This is a genomic window from Aquamicrobium sp. YD-1-mutant5, from assembly GCF_059509755.1.
In genome coordinates, this window is record NZ_JCAKKP010000022.1 from 41,971 (window position 1) to 49,401 (window position 7,431).

At 61.9% G+C, this 7,431-nt stretch carries 6 protein-coding genes; 4 read left to right on the forward strand and 2 right to left on the reverse strand.

From position 1 onward, the window contains the following. Window positions 1-237 precede the first annotated feature (237 nt). The 4 genes from AC5XE7_RS19410 (at window position 238) to AC5XE7_RS19425 (ending at window position 5,529) form a co-directional block, all read left to right on the forward strand. Window positions 238-1,617 (forward strand): aspartate aminotransferase family protein, encoded by a 1,380-nt coding sequence (locus tag AC5XE7_RS19410; protein ID WP_495367288.1) that lies wholly within the window; start codon window positions 238-240, stop codon window positions 1,615-1,617. Window positions 1,618-1,694: 77 nt separating this feature from the next. Next, a complete protein-coding gene (locus AC5XE7_RS19415) occupies window positions 1,695-3,140 on the forward strand; it encodes an aldehyde dehydrogenase family protein (protein WP_495367289.1) in 1,446 nt (481 codons plus the stop codon). Window positions 3,141-3,253: 113 nt separating this feature from the next. Continuing rightward, window positions 3,254-4,705, forward strand: coding sequence for an aldehyde dehydrogenase family protein (locus AC5XE7_RS19420; protein ID WP_495367290.1), 1,452 nt, complete (start codon window positions 3,254-3,256; stop codon window positions 4,703-4,705). Between the two features lie 497 nt (window positions 4,706-5,202). Then, window positions 5,203-5,529 carry a hypothetical protein gene (locus AC5XE7_RS19425; protein ID WP_495367291.1) on the forward strand — a complete coding sequence of 109 codons (327 nt, stop codon included), beginning with the start codon at window positions 5,203-5,205 and terminating at the stop codon, window positions 5,527-5,529. Window positions 5,530-5,546: 17 nt separating this feature from the next. Here AC5XE7_RS19425 and AC5XE7_RS19430 read toward each other — a convergent pair whose 3' ends face one another. Then, window positions 5,547-6,512: an IS630 family transposase gene (locus AC5XE7_RS19430; RefSeq protein ID WP_495367295.1), complete on the reverse strand. Its 966-nt coding sequence runs from the start codon at window positions 6,510-6,512 to the stop codon at window positions 5,547-5,549. Between the two features lie 84 nt (window positions 6,513-6,596). Next, window positions 6,597-7,360 (reverse strand): IS5 family transposase gene (locus tag AC5XE7_RS19435; protein ID WP_495367296.1). Its coding sequence is split into 2 segments (ribosomal slippage): window positions 6,597-7,021 and window positions 7,021-7,360, totalling 765 coding nucleotides; the frame shifts between segments, so codons are not numbered across the junction. Between the last annotated feature and the right edge of the window lie 71 nt (window positions 7,361-7,431).

Consider the following 7,431-nt stretch of genomic DNA (forward strand, 5'->3'; position numbering starts at 1 on the left):
CAAGCAAACTGATATCGACGCGAAGCGACCGATCGGATAGCGCAAGGGAAGGAAGAAGCTGGCGGATGATGCGCGAGGCAGCCTTGCAGGCTGTACCTCTGCCCCTGTCCGGCAGGGCCGGTCGCCGGAAAGCGCGTACGCGGCCCGCCTTCTGAACCATTTTGGCTGGCGTGGCGCCGGCCGGACCAGGCGAAACCAGCGCCCATCGGGCGCGCGGCAACCACAGGAACAGAAACGATGACCGAACTGAAGAACTTCGACAAAACGCCGGAAGCAAGCGACATAGCCCACCATTTCCATGGCTACACCGATGCCCGCCGCCATCAGGACGTCGGGCCGATGATCATCGAAAGCGGTCAGGGCATCTATGTCACCGACAACAGCGGCAAGCGCTATATCGAGGGTCTTTCGGGTCTGTGGAGCGTGGGCGTCGGCTTTCAGGAGGATCGCCTGATCAACGCTGCCACGAAGCAGCTGAAACAGCTGCCTTACTATCATAATTTCGGGCACAAGAGCCATCAGGCGGCCATCGCGCTTTCCGACCAGTTGGTCGAACTCGCCCATGTGCCGATGAGCAAGGTCTTCTATACGAACTCCGGTTCCGAGGCCAACGACACCGTGCTGAAGATGGTGTGGTATCGCTCCAACGCGCTCGGCAAGCCGGAAAAGAAGAAGGTCATCGCCCGCACGCGCGGCTATCACGGCGTGACCATCGCCTCGGCAAGCCTAACGGGACTGCCGAACAATCACCGCTCCTTCGACCTTCCGATCGACCGCGTGCTGCACACCACCGCGCCGCATTACTGGAAGGAAGGCCGCGACGGCGAGACGGAGGAGCAGTTCGCCACCCGCTGCGCCAACGATCTGGAAGCACTCATCCAGAAGGAAGGCCCCGACACCGTCGCCGCCTTCTGGGCCGAGCCGGTCATGGGTGCCGGCGGCGTCGTCGTTCCGCCGAAAACCTACTTCGAGAAGATCCAGGCCGTTCTTGCAAAGTATGACATCATCTTCGTCGCCGACGAGGTCATCTGCGGCTTCGGCCGCACCGGCGAGATGTTCGGCTCGATCACCTACGACATCCGCCCCGACGTGATCGTGATGTCGAAGCAGATCACATCGAGCTACGTTCCCTTCTCCGCGATCATGATGAACGACCGCTTCTACCAGCCGCTTGCCGACGAGAGCCACAGCATCGGCACCTTCGGCCATGGCTTCACCGGCGGCGGCCACCCGCTTGGCGCTGCCGTGGCGCTGGAGAACATCGCCGTCATCAGGGAACGCGATCTCGTCGCCAATGCCCGCGAGGTCGGCACGCACTTCCTGCAGCGCCTCGAAACGCTAAAGGACAGCCCGCTGATCGGCGAAGTGCGCGGCGTCGGCCTGATCTCGGCCATCGAGTTGGTCAACGACAAGGCGACGAAATCGGTCAGCACAGTCGGCAAGCTCGGCGGGCTGATGAATGCCGCCATGCAGCGCAACGGCCTGATTTCGCGTAACATGGCCGACGCGGTCGCCTTCTGCCCGCCGCTCATCATCACGAAGGCGCAGGCCGACGAAATGTTCGAGATCATCGCGAAGTCTCTGCGCGAGGTCGAAAGCGAAATCGGCGCAGCCTGAAGAAGCCGCCAGCAAACCATAGCGCGGCACCTCCTTGTCAGGGATGGCGCCGCGCTTTCACGAACAGGATCCGTCGAATGTCCCGCAACGAAAAGCACAACTACATCGCCGGGGAATGGGTGGCCGCCGCCGAATTCACCGAAAATCGGAACCCGTCGGATCTCGATGACGTGATCGGCCACTACGCTCAGGCGAGTGCACAACAGACCGGGGATGCCATTGCCGCAGCGCGCGCTGCACTGCCGGAATGGGCAGCGGCAACACCGCAGTTCCGCGCGGAAATTCTGGAGCGGGTCGGCACCGAGCTGATGGCACGCCGCGAGGAGCTTGGCGAATTGCTGTCGCGCGAGGAAGGCAAGATACGCGCCGAAGGCATCGGCGAAGCCACCCGTGCAGCACAGCTTTTCAAGTTCTATGCGCAGGAAGCCCTGCGCGTGGAAGGCATCGCCATCGCCTCGATCCGGCCCGGCGTGCGCGTCGAGGTACGCCACGAGCCAGTCGGCGTCATCGGCATGATCACGCCGTGGAATTTCCCCATCGCCATTCCGGCATGGAAGATCGCGCCCGCCCTCGCCTATGGCAACACGGTGGTGTTCAAGCCCGCCGACCTCACGCCCGGCTGCGGATGGGCGCTGGCTGAAATCCTCTCGCGCGCCGGCCTGCCTGCCGGGGTCTTCAACCTCGTCATGGGCAAGGGCCGTATCGTTGGCGATGCCATCGCCCGTTCGCCGCTCGTCGATGCGGTCACCTTCACAGGTTCGGAAGCAACCGGCCGCGGCATTCGCGGCATCGTTGCCGAGCGCGGCGGCAAGGTGCAGCAGGAAATGGGCGGCAAGAGCCCTCTCGTGGTGCTCGACGATGCCGATCTCGACAACGCCATCGACTGCGCCATTGGCGGCTCGGTGATTTCCACCGGCCAGCGCTGCACGTCGAACACCCGCATCATCGCCACTCCCGCCATTCACGACGCGCTGGTTGAAGGCATGGCGAAGCGCACGCGTGCGCTGGTGGTCGGCAATGCCCTCGATCCCGCAAGCCATGTCGGCCCCGTGGTGGACCAGAAGCAGCTCGACACCAACCTGCGCTACATCGCGATCGCCGATGACGAGGGTGCTGAGCGTCTTTGCGGTGGCGAGATTCTGGAACGGCCCCAGAGGGGTTTTTACCTGTCGCCGGCGGTCTACGCCAACTGCACCAATCAGATGGTGCATGTGCGAGAGGAAATCTTCGGGCCGGTCGTCAGCGTGATCAAGGCCGCCGACTATGAGGAAGCGCTCGCCATCGCCAACGATTCGGACCTTGGCCTGTCGTCCGGCATCTGCACGAAATCGCTGAAATATGCCGAGGACTTCAAGACCCGCTCCGCATCGGGCATGGTGTTCGTCAACCTGCCGACCGCAGGCGTCGACTACCATGTTCCGTTCGGCGGCAAGAAGGCGTCGAGCTATGGTCCGCGCGAGCAGGGCCGCGCCGCGCGCGAATTTTTCACCAGTTCCAAAACGGCCTACACCAACCCGCTTTGATATAAACGGACCGGCAGTGGAGCCCTTCCAGGGGATTTTCGCTGCCGGTCGATTTGTGTCACACCGAACACACGCCTATATCGTTATCTGTCGTACGCAGCATGGAGGAAGACATGAGTGAGCTTTTGGACAAGCGCAAGTTCTATATCGACGGCAAATGGGTAGACCCTGTCGCTGCGAATGACCTTGAAGTGATCGATCCCTCGACCGAAGAGCCCGTCGCCGTCATCAGCATCGGCGCGCAGGCCGACACCGACCGTGCGGTCGCGGCTGCGAAAGCGGCCTTCGCATCATGGTCGAAGACCTCGCCGGCCGAGCGGCTTGCCTATGTCGAGAAGATTCTCGCCATCTACAAGCGCCGCGCAGCGGAAATGGCCCAGTCCATGACGCTCGAAATGGGCGCCCCCCAGGACATGTCGCTTGCCTCGCAGACGGGCGCCGGCACCTACCATATCGAGACCTTCATCGAGGCCTACAGGAATTTCGAGTTCATCCGCCCGCTGGGGCCGCATGCACCGACCACCATGGTCGCATGGGAACCGATCGGCGTTGTCGGCCTGATCACGCCGTGGAACTGGCCGATGAATCAGGTCACGCTTAAGGTGATCCCGGCCATACTGGGCGGCAACACGGCTGTTCTGAAGCCGTCCGAGATCGCCCCGCTTTCCTCGATGCTGTTTGCCGAGATCGTGCACGAGGCGGGCCTGCCTGCCGGCGTGTTCAACCTCGTCAATGGCGACGGCGTCGGTGTCGGAACGCAGCTTTCGGTCCACCCCGACATCGAGATGATCAGCTTCACCGGCTCCACCCGTGCCGGTATCGCCATTTCCAAGGCGGCCGCGGCATCGCTGAAGAAGGTGGCGCTGGAACTCGGCGGCAAGGGCGCGAACCTCATCTTCGCGGACGCCGATGCGGACGCGGTGGTGCGGGGCACCCGCCATTGCTTCAACAATTCCGGCCAGTCCTGCAACGCGCCCACCCGCATGCTGGTACAGCGCGAGGTCTACGAAAAGGCTGTGGAAACGGCTGCCCGCGTTGCCGGCGAGACCGCTGTTGCCAGCGCGCATCTGCCCGGCGCGCATATCGGCCCGGTGGTGAGCAAGCAGCAGTGGGACAAGATTCAGGACCTCATCCAGAAAGGCATCGAAGAAGGTGCCCGTCTGGTCGCCGGGGGCCCCGGCCTGCCTGAAAACGTCAACCGCGGCTATTTCGTACGGCCAACCGTGTTCGCGGACGTGAACAACGACATGACCATCGCAAGGCAGGAGATTTTCGGGCCCGTGCTGTCGATCATCCCCTTCGACACCGAAGAGGAAGCCGTCGAGATCGCCAACGACACGCCCTACGGCCTCACCAACTACGTGCAGACGCAGGACGGCGCCCGCCGCAACCGACTGGCGCGCCAGCTGAACGCCGGCATGATCGAGATGAACGGAGAGTCGCGCGGTGCCGGCTCGGCCTTCGGTGGCGTCAAGGCGTCCGGCCGGGCGCGCGAAGGCGGCTGGATGGGACTTGAGGAGTTCATGGACTCCAAGTTCATCTCCGGCTGGAGCCTGAACGACTGATCAGCTGCGGCCCGGACCAGCCGGGCCCTGAATGAAAACATGACCTTCCGGGACCGCAGCCTGACATCCGGGCTGCGGTCCCTGGCATATATCGCATCGATATCTGCCGCATGCCGGTCGGGAAAACAGAACCTCATACCGGCCTGAAACCGTGCCATACGGTATCCTCAGATCCGATTTCCCGGTGATCTGCGATCGCAGAATCTGGATCGGAGCCTCATCACGCAGATGCATGTTTTGCAGGGTCTGGAACCCGCTTTTCGCGGTATCCGGCCGGGTGCAAACTGCCCTCGATCAGGATGATGCATCAAAAAGAATAATGTTCACTCATGAACTGTTCAAAACAGATCAGATCCCGGCTGAAACTGGCGAATAACAGCTTTTTTTCAAAGTTCTCAACGGCTCATTGACAGCACATTAAGATGCATCTTAATCTGGGCTAACAAGGGGTGACAGCAAGGACTCGTCAAAAACGCCTCTTGCTGGGAGAAAATTACATGAGGAAAACACTTACCCGGCTGGTTACAGCCGTTTTCTTGGGCTGCGCCTCGATGACCGGCGCGGCCATGGCGCAGGATGGTGCCGCCTCCGCCAAAATCACCCGTGGCGGAACCCTCAACATGATCGTTCAGCCAGAGCCACCGATGCTGATAGTGGGCCTGAACACACAGGGTCCCACCCTCTATGTGGCGGGCCAGATCTATCAGAGCCTGCTGACATATCGTGAAGACCTGAAGCCCCTGCCGCAGCTTGCGAAGAGCTGGACCGTGTCTGTCAACGTCGGAGTAAAAACCGGCCACGGGGCTGCCGCGGCGATTTTTTGAGGGAGTTTTAGAGCGTTTCAGGTTTTGACTGAATCGTACCCTGCGTTTTCGAGGTAGTTTGCGCATTCTTTGGGTTTGATGGTTGAGACGAGGTGGCCGATATGTCGCCACGTGTCTTCGATCGTTCGCTTTTGGGCGTCCCGCATCCAGTGCCTGATCTTCGCGAAGGCCTGCTCGATCGGGTTGAGATCGGGCGAATAGGGTGGCAGGAACCAGAGCCTTGCGCCTGCGGCCATTATCATTTGTCGGACGGCGGTCGACTTGTGCGAGCCGAGATTGTCCATGACGACGATGTCGCCCGGTTTGAGCACCGGCGCGAGTTGTTGCTCGACATAGGCGCGGAAGCACTGGCCGTTGATCGGCCCGTCGAAGACGCAAGGGGCCGTCAGCCGGTCCCAGCGCAGTGCGCCGAGGAAGGTCAGCGTGCGCCAGTGGCCATGCGGGGCGAAGCCACGCAGGCGTTTGCCCTTCGCTCCCCATCCGCGCAGCGGCGCCATGTTGGTCTTGATCCAGGTCTCGTCGATGAACACCAGCCGACGCGGGTCAAGGCCGGATTGAAAGGAGCGCCAGCGCTGGCGTCGCCGGGCGATGTCCGTGCGGGCCTGCTCAAGGGCGAACAGTGTTTTTTTGAACCGCAGACCCTCGCGACGCAGGAACTGCCACACCGTATCGTGGGACACCTTCACCCCGCGCGCTGCAAGTTCAGCCTTGAGACTGTGCAGCGTCAAATGCGGCGTCCGGTTGATCCGCTCCACGATGAACGCACGGTGCGGCTCCGGAACCCGCTTGCGGTGGCCGCCCATCTTGCCGGGTGCGACGGACCCGCTCGAACGGTAGCGTTGAGACCACTTCACCGCTGACGACACGGCGACACCAAACCGCGCCGCCACCGATCGGCAGCTCTCGCCGGAAACAACCGCCACGACAACCCGCTCGCGTAGATCATTGGATAGAGGTGCTGTCATCCGATGCTGGCCTCCAATCCAGCCAGCATCTTGAACCACAAAATCACCCACAGCGGAATCCATTCGATTCAGTCAAACACGGAAACGCTCTAGGCTCGCGACTCAATTTGTCCACCAAGTGATTGCGGCGGCGATGCAGACGGCCGATAGGAAGATGTCGGCGCGTTTGTCGTAGCGTGTGGCGATTCTGCGGAAGTCTTTGAGCCGACAGAACATGCGCTCGATGAGGTTTCGGCCGCGATAGGCATCGCGGTCGTAGGCGTGTGGGTGCTTGCGCGTGGGATTGGGCGGGATGACGGGTTCTGTTCCCCGCTCGGTGAGCCAGTCGCGCAGACTTGCGGCATCATAGGCACGGTCGGCCAGCAGCTTGTGGCTGGGACAGCGGATCGCGAGCAACGCTTTGGCGCCCGCGAGATCGTGAGCATTGCCTGGTGTGAGCGCGAAAGCAACAGGACGGCCGATATCGTCGCTCAACGCGTGGATTTTGGTCGTGCGACCGCCGCGCGAGGTGCCAATGGCATGATGACAAGCCCCCCTTTTGCGCCTGCCGCCGAGCGATGAGCCTTGATGTGGGTGGAATCCACTGACCCGGTGAACACGCCCGTCGAACCGGTCAGGGCATAGAAGATCCGTTCCCACACGCTCTGACGGCTCCATCGGTTCCAGCGATTGTAGATCGTCGTGGAAGGACCGTAGACCGCTGGGCAATCCTTCCAGCGACCGCCCGAGCGCAGCATGTGCATAATGCCCGAGATTACCCGGCGGTCATCCACCCGTCGCGCTCCACGCCGGCCGGTGGGAAGGTGAGGCTGGATCGCTTCCCACTCCGCATCCGACAGCCAATAAACGTCCCGCTTCCTTGCCATCCGAATACCTCCGGAAAACAAGGAATCAGACCCCCGCTGACCACGAAACATCAATTGGGTTTCGACCCTAG

Excerpts from the sequence above, each read along its gene's own strand:
- AC5XE7_RS19410 (WP_495367288.1), top strand. The coding sequence starts at position 238 with ATGACCGAACTGAAGAACTTCGACAAAACGCCGGAAGCAAGCGACATA.
- AC5XE7_RS19415 (WP_495367289.1), top strand. The coding sequence starts at position 1,695 with ATGTCCCGCAACGAAAAGCACAACTACATCGCCGGGGAATGGGTGGCC.
- AC5XE7_RS19420 (WP_495367290.1), top strand. The coding sequence starts at position 3,254 with ATGAGTGAGCTTTTGGACAAGCGCAAGTTCTATATCGACGGCAAATGG.
- AC5XE7_RS19425 (WP_495367291.1), top strand. The coding sequence starts at position 5,203 with ATGAGGAAAACACTTACCCGGCTGGTTACAGCCGTTTTCTTGGGCTGC.